Source organism: Enterococcus sp. 4G2_DIV0659 (genome assembly GCF_002140715.2).
Classification (GTDB): Bacteria; Bacillota; Bacilli; order Lactobacillales; family Enterococcaceae; genus Enterococcus_L; species Enterococcus_L mansonii.
On the sequence record NZ_NGLE02000001.1, the window covers coordinates 727,869 to 749,926 of the forward strand.

Annotated in this window: 20 protein-coding genes; 3 read left to right on the top strand and 17 right to left on the bottom strand. The window is 34.3% G+C overall.

The window, feature by feature from the left end:
- Nucleotides 1–17: 17 nt before the first annotated feature.
- The 4 genes from allD (A5880_RS03410) to allC all read right to left on the bottom strand — a co-directional run bounded on the left by allD (A5880_RS03410) (nucleotide 18) and on the right by allC (nucleotide 4,361).
- Nucleotides 18–1,067, bottom strand: a complete 1,050-nt coding sequence (gene allD, locus A5880_RS03410; RefSeq protein ID WP_086331808.1) for an ureidoglycolate dehydrogenase — start codon at nucleotides 1,065–1,067, stop codon at nucleotides 18–20.
- Between the two features lie 168 nt (nucleotides 1,068–1,235).
- Nucleotides 1,236–2,303: an ureidoglycolate dehydrogenase gene (gene allD, locus A5880_RS03415; RefSeq protein WP_086331809.1), complete on the bottom strand. Its 1,068-nt coding sequence runs from the start codon at nucleotides 2,301–2,303 to the stop codon at nucleotides 1,236–1,238.
- 24 nt (nucleotides 2,304–2,327) lie between these two features.
- A complete protein-coding gene (gene allE / locus A5880_RS03420) occupies nucleotides 2,328–3,113 on the bottom strand; it encodes a (S)-ureidoglycine aminohydrolase (RefSeq protein WP_086331810.1) in 786 nt (261 codons plus the stop codon).
- Nucleotides 3,114–3,134: 21 nt separating this feature from the next.
- Nucleotides 3,135–4,361 (bottom strand): allantoate deiminase, encoded by a 1,227-nt coding sequence (gene allC, locus A5880_RS03425; RefSeq protein WP_086331811.1) that lies wholly within the window; start codon nucleotides 4,359–4,361, stop codon nucleotides 3,135–3,137.
- A 531-nt stretch (nucleotides 4,362–4,892) separates the two neighbouring features.
- Between allC and A5880_RS03430 the strand changes: the two genes are divergently transcribed.
- Nucleotides 4,893–5,756, top strand: coding sequence for an alpha/beta hydrolase (locus tag A5880_RS03430; protein WP_086331812.1), 864 nt, complete (start codon nucleotides 4,893–4,895; stop codon nucleotides 5,754–5,756).
- Nucleotides 5,757–5,832: 76 nt separating this feature from the next.
- Here A5880_RS03430 and tig read toward each other — a convergent pair whose 3' ends face one another.
- The 6 genes from tig to A5880_RS03460 form a co-directional block, all read right to left on the bottom strand.
- Nucleotides 5,833–7,116: a trigger factor gene (tig, locus tag A5880_RS03435; RefSeq protein WP_086331813.1), complete on the bottom strand. Its 1,284-nt coding sequence runs from the start codon at nucleotides 7,114–7,116 to the stop codon at nucleotides 5,833–5,835.
- A 134-nt stretch (nucleotides 7,117–7,250) separates the two neighbouring features.
- Nucleotides 7,251–8,393: a hypothetical protein gene (locus A5880_RS03440; RefSeq protein WP_086331814.1), complete on the bottom strand. Its 1,143-nt coding sequence runs from the start codon at nucleotides 8,391–8,393 to the stop codon at nucleotides 7,251–7,253.
- Nucleotides 8,386–9,564 (bottom strand): hypothetical protein, encoded by a 1,179-nt coding sequence (locus A5880_RS03445; protein WP_143353671.1) that lies wholly within the window; start codon nucleotides 9,562–9,564, stop codon nucleotides 8,386–8,388. The genes A5880_RS03440 and A5880_RS03445 overlap by 8 nt, the downstream gene beginning before the upstream one ends.
- Nucleotides 9,565–9,848: 284 nt before the next feature.
- Nucleotides 9,849–11,204 (bottom strand): deoxyguanosinetriphosphate triphosphohydrolase, encoded by a 1,356-nt coding sequence (locus tag A5880_RS03450; RefSeq protein ID WP_086331816.1) that lies wholly within the window; start codon nucleotides 11,202–11,204, stop codon nucleotides 9,849–9,851.
- Nucleotides 11,205–11,229: 25 nt separating this feature from the next.
- A complete protein-coding gene (locus A5880_RS03455) occupies nucleotides 11,230–12,051 on the bottom strand; it encodes a toll/interleukin-1 receptor domain-containing protein (protein WP_086331817.1) in 822 nt (273 codons plus the stop codon).
- 132 nt (nucleotides 12,052–12,183) lie between these two features.
- Nucleotides 12,184–12,516: a hypothetical protein gene (locus A5880_RS03460; RefSeq protein ID WP_336576947.1), complete on the bottom strand. Its 333-nt coding sequence runs from the start codon at nucleotides 12,514–12,516 to the stop codon at nucleotides 12,184–12,186.
- A gap of 923 nt (nucleotides 12,517–13,439) precedes the next feature.
- On the opposite strand from A5880_RS03460, the gene A5880_RS03465 reads away from it, so the two are divergent.
- Complete coding sequence (locus A5880_RS03465; protein WP_086331818.1) at nucleotides 13,440–13,712, top strand: hypothetical protein; 273 nt, start codon at nucleotides 13,440–13,442, stop codon at nucleotides 13,710–13,712.
- A gap of 291 nt (nucleotides 13,713–14,003) precedes the next feature.
- Here the strand turns inward: A5880_RS03465 and A5880_RS03470 are convergent, their stop codons facing one another.
- From A5880_RS03470 to A5880_RS03490, 5 genes are all read right to left on the bottom strand, one after another.
- Complete coding sequence (locus A5880_RS03470) at nucleotides 14,004–14,711, bottom strand: helix-turn-helix domain-containing protein (RefSeq protein ID WP_086331819.1); 708 nt, start codon at nucleotides 14,709–14,711, stop codon at nucleotides 14,004–14,006.
- 213 nt (nucleotides 14,712–14,924) lie between these two features.
- Nucleotides 14,925–15,413, bottom strand: coding sequence for a hypothetical protein (locus tag A5880_RS03475; RefSeq protein WP_086331820.1), 489 nt, complete (start codon nucleotides 15,411–15,413; stop codon nucleotides 14,925–14,927).
- Between the two features lie 44 nt (nucleotides 15,414–15,457).
- Nucleotides 15,458–15,862 (bottom strand): hypothetical protein, encoded by a 405-nt coding sequence (locus A5880_RS03480; protein ID WP_086331821.1) that lies wholly within the window; start codon nucleotides 15,860–15,862, stop codon nucleotides 15,458–15,460.
- Complete coding sequence (locus A5880_RS03485) at nucleotides 15,859–16,305, bottom strand: hypothetical protein (RefSeq protein WP_143353672.1); 447 nt, start codon at nucleotides 16,303–16,305, stop codon at nucleotides 15,859–15,861. The genes A5880_RS03480 and A5880_RS03485 overlap by 4 nt, the downstream gene beginning before the upstream one ends.
- Before the next feature lie 170 nt (nucleotides 16,306–16,475).
- Entirely contained in the window at nucleotides 16,476–17,426 is a 951-nt protein-coding gene (locus A5880_RS03490) for a DUF1002 domain-containing protein (protein ID WP_086331823.1), read from the bottom strand.
- Nucleotides 17,427–18,017: 591 nt separating this feature from the next.
- On the opposite strand from A5880_RS03490, the gene A5880_RS03495 reads away from it, so the two are divergent.
- A complete protein-coding gene (locus tag A5880_RS03495; protein WP_336576948.1) occupies nucleotides 18,018–19,061 on the top strand; it encodes an acyltransferase in 1,044 nt (347 codons plus the stop codon).
- 901 nt (nucleotides 19,062–19,962) lie between these two features.
- Here the strand turns inward: A5880_RS03495 and ptsP are convergent.
- Entirely contained in the window at nucleotides 19,963–21,690 is a 1,728-nt protein-coding gene (ptsP, locus tag A5880_RS03500; protein WP_086331824.1) for a phosphoenolpyruvate--protein phosphotransferase, read from the bottom strand.
- Complete coding sequence (locus A5880_RS03505; RefSeq protein ID WP_071878892.1) at nucleotides 21,690–21,956, bottom strand: phosphocarrier protein HPr; 267 nt, start codon at nucleotides 21,954–21,956, stop codon at nucleotides 21,690–21,692. Before A5880_RS03505 ends, ptsP begins: the two co-directional genes overlap by 1 nt.
- Nucleotides 21,957–22,058 lie beyond the last annotated feature (102 nt).

Sequence of the window (22,058 nt, forward strand, 5' to 3'; positions counted from 1 at the left end):
CTGTTTAGCTAAATAATTTATTCTGCAAACTTATTTTTATGATCGTAACGATCATAATGAATATCGTCACTGATTAAATATTCGTAAATGTCATCTACGATTTCAATCCCGTTTTCTTCATAACTTTTCTCACGTGCTCGTCCACGCTCTCCTGGATAGTTAACTTCTGTGAATCCAGGGCTAGGACTAATCTCTTTTAATTCATCCAACATCGTTGAAATATTTTTTTTGAATGTATCTATCCCAATAAAGAACTCTGGATTGATTACAATATGAAGCTGACCTAACTCACGTCCTTTTGATAGATCATGATACATAGAAGAGACATGCTTTCCAAATGGCACGCCTAATAAAATACCAGATAAAACATCCACCATCATCATTAAACCGTATCCTTTTGGTCCTGCAATCGGCAACAGAGCATTGACTGCTGTTGAATCTGTCGTTGGATTGCCTTGTTCATCTACCGCCCACGTATCTGGAATTGATTCTTTCTTAGAACGAGCATGAAGAATTTTTCCCCAAGCCTGAACCGTTGTAGCCATATCAAATGTAATCACGCGATCATCGTTACTTGGTGCTGCAAAAGCAATTGGGTTTGTACCAAAATACGGCTCACTTCCACCAAATGGCACAACCATCGGATCAGATTGGCAAACAGAAAGTGCGACCATATCTTGTTTTGCTGCCATTTCTACATAATAAGCAAGTGCTCCACTATGAGATATATTGCGCACACCAACAACAGCTACACCATTTTTCTTTGCCATTTCAATCGCATGGTCCATCGCTAACTTAGCTCCAACAAACCCAGAACCATTATCCCCTTCAAACATACCGCAACTTGGTGCCGTTTGTTCAAAAGAAAAATGTGGCTCATTGGTGATGCCACCTTTAGCAATTCTTTCAGAATAATATTCTACACGCATCGCACCGTGGGAATGAATCCCTCTTGCATCTGCAAAAGTTAACACATCACTAACAATTTCTGCATGCTCTGGTAACAAACCAGCCTTTTGTATTTTATTTTTAATCAGTTGATGTAGCTCTGCTTTTTTTACTCTCATTTTAGAGCACCTCCTTAATTTAAAAGCGAAGCGGGCTCACTCAGTTTCTACTTTTAATTGAAGTTAGCCCGCATAACTAGATAACGTATATTAACAACCTTCTATTTCACTTTATCTTGTGCTTTTCAAGATTCGTTCATTTTTATCCCGTTTGGTTTGATTCAATAATTATTTCTTTTCACCGAAAGCATTGGTATTTTCATATCGATCAAAATGAAGCGTATCACTCTTTAAGTAATCATAAATATCTTTAACAATGTCGATCCCATCCGTCATTGATTTTTCATAATTGATTTGATTGATTTCTCCTGGGTAATACACTTGTTTAAATCCATCTGCTGCTGGAATTGCGTGCAGCTCTTCCACCATGCCATCTACTGATTCTTTGAACATATCTAAGTTAGTGAAACGATTTGGATCGATTAAAATATACATTTGACCAACGTCTCGCCCTTTTGTTATATCATCATACATAGATGAAACATGTTTACCAAATGGTAAGCCTAAAAGCATGCCAGATAAAATATCCACCATCATCATCAAGCCATAACCTTTTGGTCCTGCAATCGGTAATAATCCATTAACTTTATGAGGATTGGTTGTAGGTTTACCATCCTTATCAACGGCCCAAGTATCAGGAATGTCCATATTTTTAGAACGAGCATCTAGGACTTTCCCCCATGCTTGTACAGTCGTTGCCATATCAAAAACAACCGGTTCGTGTCCTTTTCTTGGCGCTGCAAAAGCAATCGGATTTGTTCCAAAATAATTTTCTTTTCCACCAAATGGAACTACCATCGGATCAGATTGACACATTGCGATAGCAACCAAATCATTTTGGGCTGCTTTTTTCACATAATATGATAATGCGCCACTATGACTGATTTTAGAAATCCCTACAACGGCCACACCTGATTTTTTCGCCATATCGATTGCATAGTCAAGCCCTTTGTCAGCGACAAATTGACCTGCACCATTTTTACCATGAACAATTCCTGAACTTGGTCCTGTCTCTTCAAACTCAATTTTTGGATCCAGGGTCACGCCGCCTTTAGCGATTTGTTCTGCATAATACTCTACTCTAACAGCTCCGTGCGAGTGTATACCGCATGCATCTGCAAATACCAAATGTGTCGCCACTTCATCTGCATGCTCTGGTTTTAAACCAGCAGTTGTTAATTTTTTTTCGATTAAGTCATGCAATTCTTCTGGTTTCACTACAACAGTTTCATTCATTCTTAAACTTCCTCTTCATTTAAATTAAATTTCTGGGTCACGGTTGCAATCTTTTGAATAAACGTACATTAGCGGCTCGTCACGACCAACAGCATAGGCTGCTTGTTGGACATATGAACTCATAAAGATGTAATCGCCTTTTTCAACTGGCATCCACTCATTATCTAAGTTATACATGCCTTGTCCAGAAAGTAAGTACGCACCATGTTCTTGATAATGTGTTTCAATATATCCATGGCTTGCTCCTGGTTCAAATGAAAGAATATGGAAGTTCATATCAAAACCTAAATCTTTCGGTAAAAAGTCCCATAAAAGAACATCTTTCATGCCTTCATATTCAATTGGTTCCATATCATTTACATTGCCGACTACTTTATGTGCTTCATAGCCTTCTAATGGTTGATAACGTTTTTTGTATAAGAAGATTTCTGTATCTTCATCTTGGCCATTTTCTAAATACATTAGCGTGCTGGCAGGCAGATAGACATAACCGCCTTTGGTCAACTCGTGCGTTTCTTTGCCATCACTAACTTTCAGCGCACCATCAATGACGTAGACAATTGTTTCAATCCCTTCTCCACCAAAACCACGTTCATTTTTACCATCTTTATGCATTGTAATAATGTAATCAACAAAGTTTGCTCCTAATTGTTTAGAACCTAAAATGGAACAATCACAATTTTCAAAACCTGGAATGACATTATTTACTAATCCATCATGAGGAATCAATGCATAATTATTTTTTTTAATGACAGCTCTAGAAGATAATAATCCATCAAGGTAACCTGTTTGATTATTTTTATAACCCATTTTTATTTCTCCTACTTTCTTTTATTTATAAGCTAATTCGTATAATGCGCTAGCTAAAACTTTAACTCCGTTGACTAAATCATCGATATCTGTTGCTTCTGCAGGATTATGACTAATCCCATTAATACTTGGTACAAAAATCATTGCTGTTGGGAAGTGCGGTGCGATAATTTGAGAATCGTGTCCAGCACCACTATGCATAACTTTATATTTCATTCCTTCAGCTTTTGCAGCGGTTTCAACAGCTGTTACAATTTCTTCACTCATTGGTACTGGCGCTTCATCCATCCATAAATCAATATCAATTTCTAATTCATGTTCAGCTGCAATGTCTCTCATTAGTTGCTCAATTTCTTTTGTGAATTTATGCAACTCTGCGCTATCTGTATGACGACAATCCACTGTGAATAGTACTTCTCCAGGAACTACATTTACAGTGTTTGGCTTAGGTTCAACTTTACCAAAGGTCAATACTAATGGATCACCAACTTCTAGTGCACGATCGATTGCTTGTGAACAAATTTTTGCAAAACCATAAACTGCATCTTTACGATAGCCCATTGGAGTCGTTCCTGCATGGTTCGCTTCACCTTTTAAGACAATCGTATAACGTCTTTGTCCAGCGATATTATTTACAACACCAATTTGTAATTGTTCTTTTTCAAGGACAGTTCCTTGCTCGATGTGAATTTCTACAAACGCTTTAATATCATCTCTAGCAGATTTGCTTTCATCTCTAAAATCAAAGCCATGACGTCTCATTTCATCGACAAATTTCAATCCTTTAAAATCCGCGATTTCAATAACGTCTTCTTTTTTCGCTTCGCCGACAAAGTTTTTACTTCCCCAGAAAACAGTTGGGAAACGGCTACCTTCTTCTTCAGCCATTGAAATAACTTCCAATGAACGTTTCGGTTTGCCATGTGTTTCTAGTAAATATTGAATAGCCACATAAGCTGCAATTACACCAAATTGACCATCTAAGTTACCACCATTAACAACCGTATCGATGTGAGAACCAGATAAAATTGTCTCTTCTGGATGTTCTGTACCTTCCACTCTGCCAAAGAGGTTACCGATTTCATCAAATGTAGCCGACATGCCAATCGCTTCTAATTTTTCTTTTACTGTTTTTTGTGCTTCTAACCAAGAATCAGAATACAATAAACGTGTCATCCCACCTGTTGGGTCATTACCAATACTAGATATTTGATCAATGTTTTCTTGCAAAACTTTTTTTAAATCCATTTGATACATCTCCCTCTTTTGTTATCATAATCATTGTAAGCGGTTGCCCGTTTTCACACACTATCCACATTTCACAAATTAACTCCCATCTTTGTGCGCATTAAACATAAAGACTAGGGGTATTTGGGTTAAAATAGAAATAAGTTAGTGAAATTATCAAATTTAACAGGCAAATATTTCGGAAAAAAGATAAAATTGCAGTATGGCTAAGTTCACCATCTTCTAATTTTCCTATTTTTCTATCGTTGTTAAACGTGCTCATTCAGCTTTTATCTATCTAGCTTCTTGAGCCAACAACTCGGAAAAAAGATAAAATTGCAGTATGGCTAAGTTCGCCAACTTCTAATTTTCCTATTTTTCTGTCGTTGTTAAATGTGCTCATTCAGCTTTTATCTATCTAGCTTCTTGAGCCAACAACTCGGAAAAAAGATAAAATTGTAGTATGGCTAAGTTCACCATCTTCTAATTTTCCTATTTTTCTATCGTTGTTAAACGTGCTCATTCAGCTTTTATAAATAAGGAGGACTTTTCGTGATAAGACAAACTTTTTGTTATAGCCAATTGAACGATTTAGATTTATTAATGACTTTTTATTCTGATCCTACTGTTTCTTCTACGAAAGCTACATTGCTTTATTTTCACGGTGGTGGCTTACTTTATGGAAATCGTGATGATTTACCTGAATCTTATTGCCAGCTTTTAGTAGAACATGGGTATAACGTATTGACCATTGATTATCCATTAGCACCAGAGGTCAAATTGCCTACAATCTACGCTTATTTAAAAGAGGCAATTGACTGGTTCTTACAAAATTATCAAATGACTTTAGGCTTGAAAACTCCTGATTATTTCTTATTTGGACGTTCTGCCGGCGGTTTTCTTACTTATTTAACATCTGCTCGTTATCATTTTCCAGAACAAAAAGGACTGATTAGTTTTTATGGGTATTACGATTTAACTAATCCAAGCTTTGGTCAACCTAACAGTTATTACAATCAATTTCCAAAGATAGCTCCTATGGTTGCTCAAGAATTGATTCGCTCTAAGCCGATTGCAGAAGTTTCTATTAATGAACGTTTCTCACTATATCTGTCCGGCCGCCAATTTGGCAACTGGTTGAGTTATTTAGTCAATACGCCAAATGAAAAAGAAACATTTAGTCTGACAGATAAAGAATTAAGTGAATTACCACCTGCCTTTTTAGCACATAGCTCAGCGGATCAAGATGTTCCAGTTGAAATCTCGCAAACGGCCATTACTAAACTGACTAACAGCGTATATGAAGAAGTGAAAGGACTCCCTCATGATTTTGACGGTGATATTACTAAAAATGAAGGTCTTCGAGTTTATCAAGAATTGATTAAATGGCTAGACAAAACGATAGCTACTACTTGATTTTACCATATTCGCTCCTTGCTTTAATTAAAAAAAAGACATTCCCGATCACTCAGGAATGTCTTTTAAATTAGTTTTATTTTTCAGTTGCAGTTTCAGTAATCACTTCTACTGCTCTCTTCATACGAATATCATGTTTCAACATATCTTCTGTTAAGACACGTTTTACTTGATCGATAGGCATATTGTATTGTTCAGACAATTCTTTGATTTCGTTGTCCATATCTTCTTGAGATACTTCGATATCTTCAGCTTTAGCAATCGCTTCGATTACAAGATTTGTTTTCGTACGAACTTCTGCTTCTGCTTCAAATTGTTTGTGTAAGTCAGCTTCAGTTGTTCCAGTTAATTGATAGTACATATCTGGAGCAATTCCTTGACGTTGCATGTTGTTTAAGAATTCATCCATTGAACGGTGAACTTCATCATGTACCATTACATGTGGAAGGTCAACGATTTCAGCATTGTCAACTGCTTGACGGATAGCTGCTTCGTCTTTTGCTTCTGTTGCAGCAGCTTCTTTAGATTCTGTTAATTCTTTGCGATATTTTTCTTTTAATTCGTCTAATGATTCTACTGAATCATCAACGTCTTTTGCAAATTCATCATCTAATGTTGGTAATTCTTTTGCTTTTACTTCGTGAACTTTCACTTGGAAAACAGCTTCTTTACCAGCTAAGTCTTCTGCTTGGTAATCTTCTGGGAAGGTTACTTTTACTTCAACATCTTCTCCAGCTTTTTTACCAACTAATTGGTCTTCAAACCCAGGGATAAATGAGTTAGAACCTAATTCAAGAGAATAGTTCTCGCCTTTTCCACCTTCAAAAGCTTCTCCGTCTTTGAATCCTTCAAAGTCGATTACGACTGTATCGCCTTCAACAGCAGCTTCGTCTTCTTTGATTACTAATTCAGCTTGTGATTCTAATTCACGTTGGATGCGTGCATCAACGTCCGCGTCTGTTACTTCACGGTCTTGTTTTTCAACTGTTAAGTTTTTGTATTCGCCTAATTTAACTTCAGGTTTTACAGTCACTTCAGCAGTTACTACCCAATCTTCACCTTTATTCATGCTTTCAACATCAATTTTAGGTTGAGATACTGGATCGATTCCAGCTTCTTTTACAGCTGCTTCATAAACTTCTGGTAAAACTGCGTTCAACGCATCTTCGTACAATGCTTCTTCGCCGTACATACGGTTAAATACTTGACGTGATACTTTTCCTTTACGGAATCCTGGTACGTTAAGATTTTTTTTAACTTTATCGAATGCTTGTTTCAAGCCTTTTTCAATTAGAGTTTGATCAACTGAAAAAGTTAACACACCATCATTGGTGCCTTTTTTTTCCCATTTCGCAGACATTTGTTTCCCTCCGAATAACTTAATTTTATACATGAATTTATGTTATGCATACCTTTAAATAGTACACTATAGCTTGGTAATTGTAAACATTTTAGATGAGAAGAAGGGAAAATATCCAAGTATTTTTTCATTCTTTAGTGTCGTAGATTACTTTTTTGTTTTTTTGACTTCTTTCGTATTGACGATAAACAGCCAAGTAAATATAACCCAAGCATTGCTAGTATCACTTGTCGAATAGGTTTAAGAACAATAATTGCTACGATGAAGAGAAGTAAAATGAGAAAACTGAATGAAGTTTGACTTGATTGATTTTTCTTTTTTGGAACTTTTTTTCTCACTTTTTCAGTCATCGGCTTACTTCCATCAATCGCAATCACTGATGAGTCCGTGGCCGTAATTAATACTTGATATTTTTTGCCTTCGTAGCTATATAAAACTTGCCAAAAAGGGACATAAAGATAATCAGAATTCATTTTATACTTCAATGATTCAACCGTAAGATCTTTCGCATCTGCGCTTGAAAGTTGAGATTTGACAGTTTTCTCCGCCGATTTTGATATATACTTTTTCACTATTCTTGTAACTGATTCAGCCGTTTCACAAGAGACTGTCAATATCTGTTCATCCGCCCTGTTCGTGTTATCAAAAGGGACAGCTTGTTTAACATACTCTGTACAGTCAATTTTTTTAGCAAAACTTTGAACATCCAATGATAGTTCTTTTGTAATCAAATAGCTTTTAGTTAAGGATGCTAAACAATGATCAGACTCCTTCTGCCACTCCGTGATTTTTCTTTTTTTCTCTATGCCATTTAATTCAATATATGGTCCCCACTTTTCATGCCCCACTACAACACTATACTCAGCTTCAAATTCAACAGTGGCAATCATATAAGGTACATATAATTGTTTTAAGGTAAAGCTTTCAATTTTTTCTTTCAGTAATTCATTTTTTATTAACCACTCATAAAAACTTGTTTTTGCTTCTTCTTTTGAAATATTCAGTTCCACTTTTTCTTTTTTACCGAAAAAAGCTTTATCAAATGTTTCTTTTTCATTCAATGAAAACGTAGAATGACAGTACTCACAGTCAAAATGTCCGTTAGTAACATTTAAATAAGAACCGCAATTCAAGCAAAGAAACGCTTGTTCACTTTTGTCAGAATTGTCGTCTTTTTTTAAAGGCATCATACAGTAAGAGCATTTTTTAGCATTAGGGTCGTCGTTGGGCGCTCCACAGATTGTACATTTATTTTCAATTAATGGTGTACTATTCACTTTTTTCTCCTACATTTCTATATTTTTTTGCTAAGTGCAAATATTCTTCGTTTTCTGCTAAAAGGTTCGGTATTGCTCTTCTTCGTTTCAGATGTAATAATTTACTTTTAATTCCAAAAACAATCCATACCCCTAAACCGCAAAAAAATAAAACCAAAGTAAGTAAAAATATCAATGCATTTGAAGGACGAGAAAGGAGAAGTAACAAGGAGATTACAAACGCTACGAGACCTAATTTATATTTGCTTTGATCGCTGTTTTTATCGTTCTCTGGTTGAGCAGTTAGCCTATCTCCAGAAAATTTCACACTATTCTTACTTGTTGCAGAAACTAAAGCAATAGAACGACTTTCTTTATATTGATAGATTACTTTCCACGATGGTATATAAACAAATTCAGAAGCGATTGAAAGAGTCAAATTGGCGATTCTCATATTTCTATTCGTATCACCAGGTAAGTTCGTTTTTACTTTTGTTGAGGCTGTATTTTTTGCGACCTGTTCAAAAAGATATCGTGCTTTTGTCACTTGATCAGGGATTATTTTGAGGCTGGTTGTTCCTATTAAATAACGAGCATCAAAAGGAATCATTGTTGGTTTTAAATTTCTGAACGAGTCTGTTGAAAAAAATCTTTCTGCTTTTTGCCCTAATGAATCCGATACAGCAGAGAATGTGAATACCTGACCCGATAGATGGGATTGTACAAAAGACCAATCCGTGATAATTTGTTTGTTTTCTCTTGGAGAATCTGTGTTATTGCTAATTCCATTTTCATTACTAGAAGCCATAGAACTTTCTGTTTTGCGATAACCGACATCTGCACTCCAATCACATTCATAATCAATCTGAGCCAGCGAAAAAGGAATATAAAGCTGTTCACAACTAACAATAGATAATTCTTTTCCCACATCAACTGGTAGCTGTTCCCCCTTTGCCAGCCATTCATAAAAATAAAGGCGAACTAGCTCTTCTGAAAGTTGAAAAGGAATGATGCTATCCGCTTGATATTCTATATAGTCATCCTCTTCTTCGCTTTTCGTCGAAAAAACTGCTTGACAATGTGAACACTCAAACAGTTGTTTGTCAATGTTGAAAGTGACTATTGAACCACAGTTATCACATAACTCTAATTCCTCATTTTTTTCACTAATCATACTTTGTTTTTTATCCAAGCTATTGCCACAGTATGTACAGTACTGAGCTTTTACTGAATCTATGCGTCCACCACAAGCTTCACAATTTAGTTGCGTTAATGGTTCCACGTTTTACTTCCTCCTATGTGACTAGATCTACTTTGTTATGTATTTTCTATTGTAACAAAAAACGGGATAAAAAGAAGAGCTATATTTTTAGGTAGATGTGTTTAGAATACTAAAAAGCAAAAAAACTAGACCTAATAATAAACGTAAGTCTAGCTTTATATTAAACTGTTTTGTGCCATACTAAGCATAATTTTTTAACTATTAAACAATGTATCATGCAATTTTTTCGCATACCCATCTGTCATATTACATACAAAATCAACCGCCATTTTCAATCGATAGTACTCTTTTTCTGAGTCTGAGCACCCTTCTGTTTCTCTCTTATATAATTCTTCTGCACTCTTTGGCAAATTGTTAAATAGACGCTCTTCATATTTGTTCATTGGTTCTTTATCATACTTTAAGACAACTGGGATAAACTCATCTAACAGGCGATTAATGATATTAAAGCCCAAAACTTCTTGATCTAATATCGTCTTTGTTTGAAAAATATGTTTATACGAAAATTCTTTCAACGCATGAAAACAATTGACCTCATCACATTCTTCATTGATAATTTCACCACGAAATGTTCCCGACATAATATCATCATAATGATCAACAAAGGTCTTACTTGCACTTTGATAGACCTTTTTTTGTGTGTCTCGTAAAAACGTTTGAATTGCTGCTGGCTCTGATCCATCATTGATTAAAAACTTATCTGTTCCTGTTTTCTCGTCAATAAAAGCTTTTAATTTTCGATAACTATATAATCCATAATTATACGCATCCTCAATATCTGAAAATGTATAAGCAATATCGTCAGCTGCTTCAAGTAAAAATACTAAAGGATGTCGATTTCCAGTTGTTCCAGTGACAAACTTGATATTTTTAAACACTGTTTCTTCTGAATAAAAATAGCCAACTTTCTTTGTTAATAAATCTTTTTTGTCCACCTGATCAGCCCGAGCTGTATATTTGATGACTGCATCTAACGTAGAAGCCGTCAAATTCATTCCTGTTTCAGAAGAACCATTATCATTATGAAGCTTCGTTAATAAACGAATCGTTTGGGCATTTCCTTCAAATCTCAAAAAATCTTCTTTTTGCTGCTCTGTAAATAAATGCCAACAAGGAAGTAATGATCCTTTTTTACTAAACCATATCCGAATCGCTTCTTCTCCAAAATGACCAAAAGGCGGGTTCCCAATATCATGAATAAGCGCGGCCGTTTCCAACAAACGAAAGCTTTCATTTAGCTCGTCAATTTTAATTCCTTTTTTATTTAATTTACTAATGACACCTATTAACAAATCTCTTGTGTGCATGGCAACTTCCAAGCTATGAGTTAAACGGGTACGAACAAAATCATTACGTTCTAAAGGAAACACTTGTGTCTTATCTTGTAATCGCCTAAAAGAATCACTCTTAATCACCCGACGATAGTCACTGTTAAAAGCAACACTTAATTCCAAAAGATAATTTTTATGCGATAATTTATCATTAGGCCAAACTTTATCACTCTTTGAAGAAATTCTGAACGTTCCGACCAATCGATTCCACTGCATCATTTAGACACCCTCCATTTTTTCACCATTACTCGATTTTTTCTAAATGAGAAACATATATGTTTTTACATTTTCCTATATCTTTAAAAAATCTTTCACCAAAATAAGGGGCTTCGTCATTTAGCTTAAATTGAACGGTGTCTCCAGATTCAAACTCTCCCCAACTCTTGTTAAAAAATAGCCACTGATTGTCTTTTTTCGACATTTTTTCTACCTCAATATATGGTCCTGCAATTGGTTTACTTAGTTTAAAACAAGCATATTGATCTTTCTTTTCACTTTTTATCACGCGCTCTTCACAAAGCATTGTTTCAAATACGCCTTCCTCATCTGGAATCAAATAATCTTCCATCCGAATATAGTGCTGTAATTTATCAAAGCTGGGCTTCACACTTTCAATTTCTCTATATTTCAATTCATCTGGTAAAATTACTCCAGCTTTCTCACGGATTGTACTTATTAAATCGCAAACTTGTATTGCATCCAGCTCTTTATTTAGCAGAAGAGCCAAACGATCTGAGCCAATCGCTCCTCTGATTTTACCAGGTGAAAAATGCGGCAAAGCAATTGGATAATGTGTATCTGTTGTAATCCAAGAAGCCCCCATTTCATTCAAACAAGGAACGCTTTGATAGTAATGATCTGATAAGAAATAAAGAACAATAGGACTATCTTCTAATTCTTGTTTTAATCGGTTAAAAATTTGCTCACCTGGTTTTACTCCTGTTTCAGGGCTAGAGCTGTAAAAAATATCTTCTTCACGAAAACCAAACGTTTTTAATAACTGTACAAATACATCCGCATAGCGTCGGTCTTTATAACAATGGCTGACAAATACTTTTCTACTCATTTTTATACCTCCAGTTAATCATTTCATCCACATTATATCAAATTTATTGATAAATAGGGAGTTTTTATAAAATTAAAATAGTATTATTTTATAATATTAATAATAAAAAAGTGAGCAACTACTCTCCGTACTCTAAATACCAACTTTTTTAAGATAGATCAACATAAAGGAGCCATACTTTATTAGTAAAACAAATAGGTGATTAATCCTGTAACACCCACTATAATGAAAAAAAAAGACAACAGGCTCTATCCAACTATTGTTTTTAAAGAAAAGATTTTGCCTATTCTTTACTAACCCCCAACCATACTTGCCTGGAAGTATCAATTCAATAAGAAAAGAGATTAGTAAAAAGAATACAGCAAGTTTTAGCTTTTTTATCGCCAAGTAATACATGCCAATAAAATATAACACTAATTGAAGTATTTTACATATGCGTATAGCCTTTATATTCTCTAATTTCATTGTTATCCCTCCTATAAAATTATTATTTGCTCAACCAATCTATTGTTCACAACATTTATCTATTTTTTAAGCTCTCAGTTTTATTATTAATTCCAGATATTTTGTTTCTTTTTCAATACCTGTTTATGTTCCATACTAAATGATTATTCACCGAATTGAAAAAAATTTTTGTTATTTTTCCTTATATATAAGAGAGCATTTTTGGGTGTTATTTAATCGAGGAATAGAAGATTTTTTATTGCGAACAGTTGTTTTTTTCGGTATACTAATAGCCATAGGATAGAAATAATTAACAAGGGGAATGGTAATCATTCGCTTAGCACGAAATGAGTGAATTAGATGCACTTTCTCCTAACGATAAAACTAAATAATTGGCACTTCCTGGAACGGCCACCAACCAAACCCGTGAAGTCTTGATTAAACAGTACGAACCTGCTTAACCAAATCGCCAGTAGTGTAAGTCATTTTCTTATTTTTACATTTGTTTTGTATACCAGAAGACCGCAAACCTTCTCCTTTCAAGTACAGACGAATAAAAATAATGTTTCTTTGTCTTGCCTATTGCCAACGATTGCAGGGAGTCTGTAATCGTTTTTTTGTTGCTATCCTATAAAATTTGAGAAAAAGAATAAAAAAATAGGCACTTCATTTACTGGCACCATCCAGTAAATGAAGCCCCGAATAGACAGTACGACCTATCTATCCAAGTTGCCCGATTACTAGTACCGTAGCACTAGCTTCTTTATTGTACCTAATTTTTGTAAGAATTTCTAGACAGTTTTTGAAATTTATTCAGAGTAGGTGAAGAATCTTGCTACAGTCTTTTAGTCATTCCAACGATAGAGGCGGTAACCTTTATCGTTTTTTCTTTTTCTTAATTGTCGTTTGTTACTTAAATAAACAATAAAAAGGAGAACTTACTTATGAAAAATTCTGCCATTTGTCTTAAAACTGTTCCTTATCAGGACATTATTGATCTTCGCGATACACTTGAGCGACTGCAATCGTGGCAAGAACCGTTGGCGGTTTTGGATCAGTATTTTACAAATCCAACTACGCCGATCAATAAGAAACAGGTGGTTAGGCAATATTATGCGTGCTCTAAATTATTCCAAACATTTCATTCAGACTTTGAAAAGCTCAACGTAACTGCTGAAAAACAATTATCGAAAATTCAAGAAATAAGTACGAAATAACCACCTGACAATAATCAAAGAACGATTGTATAGGATAGAAAAGCCGTATTTATCGAAAAAATTCCAATCTACACGACACGTATAAAGGAAAAGATGAAGATATTTTACTACTCAAACATTATGTATTAGACAAAACTATTCATTTTCCAAATTACTTCAAAAAAAAATTTCCCCATCAAAATGATTATTTCCGATTGCATGGAGTCACATTCCAATCTCAATTCAATGATGAGATTGGAAACAACTCCTTCTAATTTCCAAAGTGAAACGTTCTTACTAGGTCTCATATTTTTATTTTGTTAAAATAACAGTTCCTTCATCTGCTAACGTGTTTTTACTCTCATTTTTCCCATTATCATGCCAATTTTGCCAAACTAATTTTTTTCCATTATTTAGCTCTTCTGGACTAACGCCTTTTTCTCTCCTTGATGAGCTTATGATAATACGTCCTTTTTTATTACCACCAAATAAACTTCGCTCACCTTGTCCCAAAACTAGAATAGTATTACGATCAGATGTTGTTTGATAACCATCTCGTTCTCCACTGACCTTCACAAAAGGTTTCTTCACTTCAAAGTGTATTTCATACTCAATGTCAGCTGGCAAAGTGTCTGTTGCAGGGAGTGGCACTTTTTTTATTGAAGTAATCTCCACATCATCAAAACTTAATAATTTGCCCTCATCCCATTTATTGTAGGCCATCCACCCGCCAATCGCTAAAAATAACCCAGATAAACCGCAGATGATTCCATAAAGTATCCTTTTTTTATTTTTTTCCAAACTGACTTCTTTAAACATTATCTTGTCTCCTCTTAATAACTCGTCAAGAGATTGGCTGAACAAATCACTTATTTCAACAATTTGATTTAAATCTGGATAACTTTTCCCATTCTCCCATTTAGAAATAAGCTGTCGCGAAACGTGAAATTTTTGTGCCAACTCTTCTTGGGTCATATTCATTTTTAGTCGCTGTTCCTTAATTATCTTACCAATATCCATTTTGTCCTCCTTAAATCGACTATAAAAAAGAAACCATCAATATGCTAGAAACAGATGATAACATGGACTAAAATCAGAGCAACAAATCGTAACAATCCTCTAAAGTAGCCATCTTATAAGCTTTTCATTTTTTATGTACAACGAACAAATAATTGCGTTCTTTCATACTATATCTTTTATTTTCTCTACTATTTCTTGAAGTAGTGTTCATTGTCAATTCGGAACAACCTTCAAAAGTTTCTCCACTTCGTAAACCGCCTCTCCGCTCGTAAAATGAAATGTCTCCGTATCCGTATAGATAATCAACTTCGTGCTCATTGCTCTTCCACCATATCTTGTTGGACGCGAGCAAACTTTCGCTTTTATGTCACGAATTTGCCTTTTTCTAATCATTCTTTCTTCTTCGTTAATCCAAAGCGTTATGTATCCTTTTGACATGATAATCTTAACTCTTTTGCTGAATAATTTTTTATACAACTTTTCAAAAATCGTTCCCAAAATATACCATCCCAAAATAAAACTGCTAACAATTACTAACATATCATACTCTGTCTCTCCAAAAAGGTAAGTTACAAAATTAAGCACCATAACTATCCCTACAAAACAACAAGCAACAAAAAGAACGGCAGTGACCTTTTTTACGATACTATATTTCGAATAATTAAAGTCTGCGACTAAAAGAATCTTTATTCGTTTTTTCATCAATTTTTCTCCTCCAAAGATCCCAATAACTATCTCTAAGATTTTCAACTATACTTCTTTTCATACGCCAACGAACCAAATAAATAAATCAGCCAAATAATTCCATTAGGTACCAACCAAATAATTGTATAGCCAACTAAAAAGAAAACGAGTTCACCGCCAGAGGCAGCCATTGCCCCTGCAATGAAGGCTCTTGGAATAATGAAAATCGCTACAATTCCACTAACTCCATAATAAAAATACAGAGGCTTTCTAGGTATATAAAAATGATAGGACTTTACTTCAAACCAGTTGACAAAAAATAACTTCACACCTAATGAAACAATAACTGTTAATATTACCGCTAAGTAAAAATTGCGATCACCGACGATCCGCCAACATAGTGGAAATAATATCAACTGACTTAAAAATTCTAACAATAAAATAACACTATATTTTCCTTTATTCATCTCTTCTCCACCCCTCTTGATCCAATCACATACAACACCCAACCAATCAAATTAGGCAACCACCAAATATAGAGAAATCCCTGAAAGAAGTAATGAAAATTCCCAGCACTTGCATACATCCCACCCCAGAAGAAAGCGATGGGATTAACAACTATAGAAACCATTCCGTTAATCCAATAATAATAGTTTAACGGTTTTCTTGGATAATTAATCTTCGGAAATACCTTTTCAATTCCCCGTAAAACAACAAACTTTAAAGGAATCGTCAGCAGCATTGCAACAATAACCAATCCAATAGAAATAAACATCCAGTAGTCACTATAGTGCAAATGAAAAAAGTAAACCAATGGTATAGAAATAATTGGTGTTACAGTTAGTTGTGTTACTAACTCAAGATTTAAAATAAAGACATACTTCAACCAACCCATTCTTTTTTTGTTCAATAACATCCTCCTCCTTTTTTATACCAATTTACCTCTTATTATAGCAATAAATAGTGTGTTTTCATTCTCTATACTAAAAAAAAACGAGCAAACTAATCAATTAGTTTTGGCTCGTTTCTCTTTTATATGTGTAGCATAAAGCATCAGTTTTTTTAATTAAGATAGGTGAATTATTTCCCTGTAATTGAATCCCAAATTCCACTAAAGAATCCTTTGATATTTTCCCAAAGTCCTTTAGATTTTTCTTGAATTTGTTCTTTTGTCTTAGACAAATCTAATTGTCCAACAAAGTCTTCAAAAATATTTTTATCTTTCATATCACTCATTAATGTAGTCAATTCTTTCACTTGATCAGATGTCATCACATCTTTGATTCCTTGACTTTGTAAGGCACTTTCAACGGTTTGTTGAATATCTTCTTGGGTTAGTTTTTTTCCGTCTGCTGTTTTTTTAGCTAGTTCTTTTTTGGCTTGTTCTTGCGCTGCATTTAATGCTTCGTCAGAATAACCATCTTTTGCTTTGTTTTCTTCTGTAATTTTGGATAATACATCCATTTCATCTTGGGCAACACCTACACGATCCCGATTGATAATGCCACCAGATTCTTCGACGATTTTATACACACCTGCTAAAGCACCAGAACCATCAATCGGTACTGCAGAAGCAACAGTCAGCTTTGCATCTGTAATCCCAGCAGTCAATGCTGCATTTTGATATTGGGCTTCTGTAATTTTCGTAATGTTTTTAGGTGTAGCGATATCTACAGAAATTCCCGCACCTTTTTTCTGCGTTTCCATCCGAACGGAACTATACACCGCCCACTCAGGTGTGAAGCCACCATCAGGGATAAAACTCATCAAATCTTGCCCTGTGGTTGTATATTGTGGTGTTTCTCCTTTTATTCCAAGTTCTTTCAACGTATAGTCTTTTTGCTCTTTAGTAAGTGCGTTGCCTAAAGCGACTGCATTGATTTGTAAGTTTTGTTCAGCACTACTGCTAGTTTCCGTACTCGTTGAGCTTGTTGTTGTGCTTTGCTCAGTTGCAAATGCTGCTGTTCCACTATATATACTTGTTGAAATCAAAAGTAAGCTCATCGCCAAAGCGAATTTTTTCTGTTTCATAAAAAATCCTCCTAAAATAACTTCTATTTGTAACCTACTATACAACACTTTTTTTAGTTATTCCTTAAGGACGATCCTGTTTTAATAAATTTTTATTGTATGACTCTTATTTTTCATCAAATATCAAAAATACTTGGAACTTATCAACACAAGAAGCGTGTAAACGTAAAAAGAACTCGCCCTCTTCTTTTCTATTTATTGAGATTATCCGATTTATTTGCTACCCTATTCATTTGACATTTCTTTAAATTGACAATCAATAGTCTAAACCCTATGTCATTGTCCGATTATTATTTTCCTTTAAATAAGTAAGCAATTAAGTAAAACCTAACTCTTTTTTTACTTAGACCAATATCAAAAGGCAACTTAAAAAAGTAAAAACTCCTTACATACTTTAAAGGTTTAAACAGTTTTAGCTAATATTGCAAAAAATCATTTTTTTCAAGTCTAAAAAGGTGGCTATTTCAAAGAAACAATTAATTTTGAGTATATACAACATGATATAATAAAAATTGAATATAATAAAAATTATATTCAATTTTTATCTTAAATTTATTTATGAAATCAACTCGAGTAAGGAGTTGTTGTTAATTGGTTAAGAAAAAACTCTCATTTGAATTAATGAGAATCCTCGCTTTTCTAATGGTAGTCTTTAATCATGTCTTTCATTACCTATTTTATGGATTAGAAATTTCTTATGAATGGAATGTTACGGCACTATTGATTGTTGTTGTAAAACCAGCTGTGCCGATCTTTATGATGATGTCAGGTGCATTATTACTAAGGAAAGAGTATTCATCAAAAGAGCTTATGAATAAGATTATTAGTGTGTTTGGTGTACTTTTATTGTTTTCATTATTTTATTATTATTTTGATCCTGAATTACAAAAAACGGAGAAAACATTTATTTTTTTATTTTTGAGTGGACAGATTAGTAATGCCTTGTGGTATATGTACGTATATCTCGCATTTTTGATAGTTCTTCCGTTCATAAAAAAAATGGTAGATACATTTAATGAACAAGATTATCGTAAATTCTTTTTGATTTTATTGTTCTTTTCCATGCTATTTCCTTATCTTTTAAGAGTTCTAGGTGCTGATACTTCACAAAATGATTTTGTTAAATTCATATTAAGTCCGTACTTATTGTATTTCGTTTTCGGAAATTATTATATTAATGTGAAAAAAGGCAAACTTGAATTGTTAAACAACCGATCATACCTCGTGCCTTTAATTTATTTGGTTACATTAATATTTTCTACCGGAATAATTATTTTATCGAGGAGTAACCTTCAAGATTTCAGTCTATGGAATAACAAAGCGGATTCTTTTCAATATGGGGTATTATCGATCGCTTTGTTTTTAATGTTAAATAAAATAACGATTACATCAAAAATAATGGAGCGCGGAATTATTTTCTTAGGTTCTAAAACTTACTTTGCCTACTTGATTTCGGATTTTGTGATTCATAGTATCTATATAGATCTCTTGCAACGATTAGATTTCTTTGATAATGTATTGATCAAGTTTACCATCATCTCGATTTGCATTGCCATAATTTGCATATTATTTTCGTTAATTTTAAACCTACTTTTAGCTAGTAGTAAAAAACTAGTGATTAGCATAAAAAAATAGATACCCATTACTAAAAAAATAATCGAGAATGATTTCATAAATCAAGTTAAAATGAACAACTAAATATATTGAATTACTGAAAGACAACATTCCAGCTATTCAGGATTATTGCATCTATTAAACAACTTCATCAATCTTTTTCCTGGACCTTTAGTGAGCAAAGCCTAGATAACCGGCGGAACCAAAAATAGTCCCATTAAAAATAAGCTGAAATTCACAAAATTTTTACTCTAATACTTTTGATGTTGGTAAAAAATTACCGACATCTTTTTTAATCCAAAGAATAATATAAAAGGCATCTTGATATCCTTTATAATTAGGTCAATGAAAACCATTAAAAAAGGGAGAATACACCAATTTTCATTTGGTATGCTTGATTACTCTGCTCATATTTGCGCTCCTTGTGAATTAGCTATACAATCAATTTCAGTACAATAAACAGAGAATACATAATAACAATACAAACAAAAATGATTCTATCTTTTTTTATCAAATTCCCCCTAAAATCCAAATAAATAAAACGAACGGAAGTCAAAAGTATCACTATTGAAAATATTGTGCACAATAAATTTCCCATAACTATTATCCAATTTTAACGAGGCTTAAAATCATAAACTAAATTTAAAATAACCCCACGACCTCTATTATTGTCCTCAAAACGATTGGCAAGTAAACCAATGTACCTAGCTAGAAAACCGCCAATTTATCTTCCCATCGCGAATAAGTTAACTTAATTTAAGCATAATCCCTCGAACAAGACAACTTATTATTATTTAAAAAATAATATTTATTTCAAAAAAAGAGTGGACTTTCAAAACAAAACCATCAGCCTTTTAAATACATCAAAAAAACTCCCACCATTCAGAACGAATCCTGAACAGTGAAAGCTTCAAATTACTATTTATTTTGTATAATCCTTAACCAAGTCAATAACTTCTTCCATTGTATCGCAGTCATTCAACGCACGATCCGCAAGTTCAGCCATTTTCTTAGTGTCTAGACGTTTCATCAAGCTACGTGTTTGAAGAATAGATGTCGCACTCATTGAGAACTCATCTAAGCCCATTCCCACTAATAATGGTACAGCCATTTGATCGCCACCCATTTCTCCACACATACCAGTCCATTTACCTTCTGCATGAGATGCGTCAATCACGTTTTTGATCAAACGTAAAATTGATGGGTTATATGGTTGGTACAAGTAAGAAACGCGTTCGTTCATACGGTCTGCTGCCATTGTGTATTGGATCAAGTCATTTGTTCCAATACTGAAGAAATCAACTTCTTTAGCGAATTTATCAGCAATTACAGCTGCTGCAGGAATTTCGATCATGATACCAACTTGGATCGTATCAGAAACTTTAGTTCCTTCAGAAACTAATTTTGCTTTTTCTTCTTCAAAGATTTTCTTCGCTGCTCTGAATTCTTTTAATGTCGCAACCATCGGGAACATGATACGTAAGTTACCATGAACAGAAGCACGAAGTAATGCACGCATTTGTGTGCGGAACATTTCGTCGCCACGCTCTGATAAACTGATACGTAACGCACGGTAACCTAAGAATGGGTTCATTTCATGCGGTAATTGAAGATAAGGTAATTCTTTATCTCCACCGATATCCATTGTACGAACCACGACAGGTTTGCCGTTCATCCCTTCAAGTACTGCAGTGTAAGCTTTGTATTGTTCATCTTCCGTTGGGAAATCTGGAGAATCCATGTAAAGGAATTCTGTACGATACAAACCAACAGCTTCAGCCCCATTGTTGTGTACGCCTTCTAAATCTTTAGGTGTACCAATGTTTGCAGCTAATTCGATATGTTTACCATCAGCCGTAACTGTTTCTGCATGTTTTAATTTTTCCCATTCAGCTTTAAGGTCAGCGTATTCTTTGCCTTTTGCTTCAAATTCAGCTTTTTCAGCATCAGACGGGTGAACGATAACATCGCCATCGATTCCGTTAACAGCTAAAATATCGCCTTCTTTGACTTTAGCAGTGATTTCTTTTGTTCCTACAATCGCAGGAATTTCAAGAGAACGAGCCATAATAGCTGAATGTGATGTACGTCCGCCAATATCAGTTACGAATGCTTTTACATACGTACGATCTAATTGAGCGGTATCACTTGGTGTTAAGTCATGAGCAACTACAACCACTTCTTCATTAATCATTGAAGGGTTTGGAAGAGTTACACCTAACAAATGAGCTAAAATACGTTTAGCAACGTCACGGATATCTGCAGCACGTTCTTGCATGTAAGCATTATCATCCATTGCTTCAAACATACCAATATACATGTCTGTTACTTCTTTTAATGCTGATTCGGCATTTACTTTATTATCTTGAATATTTTGTTTGATTTGACCGATCATTTCTGGGTCAGCCAAAACCATTAAATGTGCATCAAATACTTGCGCTTCTTCTTCACCAAGGCTTTGCGCTGCTTTTTCTCTGATTGCTTGTAACTCAGTCGTAGATTTTGCTAGAGCTTCATCTAAACGACTTTCTTCAGCAGATGAATCATCCACAGATTTTTTGTCAAAAGACAAATCAGGTTGAACTAACAGGTAAGCTTTAGCAATAGCAACACCATCACTTGCGGCAATTCCTTTTAGCATTTCAGACATTATTCAGACAATCCTTCTTTTTGCATTGTGTCAACGATTGCTGCTAATGCATCAGCTTCGTCCACACCATCAACTGAGATCGTTACGTCTGAACCTTGACCAACACCTAGAGACATAACGCCCATGATTGATTTAAGGTTAACAGATTTACCTTTGTATTCTAAGTTAATATCTGAGTTGAATTTACTTGCTGTTTGAACTAATAATGTAGCTGGACGAGCGTGAATCCCTGTTTCTGCTACGATGTGAAAATCTTTCTTTTCCATATGAATCGGTCTCCTTCGTAAGTAAAATAATTTTTATGTTAGGGTTTTCCTTTCTTGGTACGTTTCAAGTGAAACTAGATTCTGGATAATACCCTTTCAATT